This is a genomic window from Streptococcus pseudopneumoniae, from assembly GCF_001072315.1.
In the GTDB taxonomy this organism is placed as follows: domain Bacteria; phylum Bacillota; class Bacilli; order Lactobacillales; family Streptococcaceae; genus Streptococcus; species Streptococcus pseudopneumoniae_R.
Map to the genome: position 1 here is coordinate 1 of NZ_JVLI01000169.1, position 1,203 is coordinate 1,203.

At 34.7% G+C, this 1,203-nt stretch carries 2 protein-coding genes; both read right to left on the reverse strand.

Translation table 11 applies throughout. The features are described from left to right. Window positions 1-99 precede the first annotated feature (99 nt). Window positions 100-960: a replication initiator protein A gene (locus ADH54_RS09420; protein ID WP_080980845.1), complete on the reverse strand. Its 861-nt coding sequence runs from the start codon at window positions 958-960 to the stop codon at window positions 100-102. A 3-nt stretch (window positions 961-963) separates the two neighbouring features. Continuing rightward, window positions 964-1,131 carry a hypothetical protein gene (locus tag ADH54_RS12240; RefSeq protein WP_049524906.1) on the reverse strand — a complete coding sequence of 56 codons (168 nt, stop codon included), beginning with the start codon at window positions 1,129-1,131 and terminating at the stop codon, window positions 964-966. Between the last annotated feature and the right edge of the window lie 72 nt (window positions 1,132-1,203).

Here is a 1,203-nt window from a genome sequence, read left to right on the forward strand (position 1 = left end):
GCTACACATTTTTTTAGCAACCAGCAATAATTTGTCGTCAACATGCTTCATTCTATCTCCTTTTCATTACTGTGTAATCTCTCAATATAAATTTGTTGATTATGATTGTTGTCTCCGTATAGTCTGATTCAGTTCTGAGACTATGCCATTAAAAACATACTCAGCAACGATTTCCGATGAGCGAGCAAACCTCATATTTTCCAAAGCGTACTTGTACCTATCATCAAAATATATCATCGCATAATCTGCGGTAGTTGCTGTAAATTTTTCCTTGAGTAATTGCTCATATACTAAGTTCCAAATATAATCACGATCATACTTAGTAACTTTATCAACTCTCCGAAAAAGAGAATTTGGATCTTTATTTTTTGAATTTTGAGTTGCCTTTTCCTCATCCTCCTCAGAAATACATAATTCAGTCTCATTATTATTAGTCTCACTATATTCAGTATCGTTAGGGGCTAAATTTGACACTAGCCCCGTATAAATCTGACACCCCCCTGGTGTTTTTTTGACACCCCCCTGGTCTAAATCTGACACCCCCCTGGTGTCAGATTTAGAATCACCTGATTTATCAACCATTCTTGCAACTGTGTCATCTTGTAGCAGACCCAGATAAATTCGGTTAGCGAGGTTTCCTGATTTACTTGTAGATTGTTGAACCTCATGAATTAATCCATACTCTGTGAGTTGCTTCTTAATTCTTAATAGGGTAGATTTCGAGCAACTTAGTATCTTCATCAAATTAGAGTTAGAATAAACCAGATAAATGTTTCCATTTTCATCAATCCAATTATTCTTGAAAGAAAGATCTAGTCTATCTTTAAGCATGGCATAAGCTACTTTTGCATCTAACCTCATATCCTCATAAATAGGATTTTCAAACAGAACCTTTGGTAAGGCATAAAAGCGATCAGATGTCTGATAATGGCTAGCACTAATAAACTGAATTTGTCTCATTAATTACACCTCTTTCAGTCTAAAGTCACCATTCACCGTAAATCCTATCAATCCAAAAGACTCAAGTTCTCTTACACTTGCTATTATTTCTTTTCGTGTTGAACCTGTTTCTTTCATCAAAAACTGGATTATCATCTCTCTTGAAATTCTCTCCTTACTTTTTCGTCTCATAATTTCTCCTCCCAAAATACAAAAAAGAGCTAACGGAATTTTCCGTTAACTCAATATTTTCTATTTACCTCA

Excerpts from the sequence above, each read along its gene's own strand:
- ADH54_RS09420 (WP_080980845.1), bottom strand. The coding sequence starts at position 960 with ATGAGACAAATTCAGTTTATTAGTGCTAGCCATTATCAGACATCTGAT.
- ADH54_RS12240 (WP_049524906.1), bottom strand. The coding sequence starts at position 1,131 with ATGAGACGAAAAAGTAAGGAGAGAATTTCAAGAGAGATGATAATCCAG.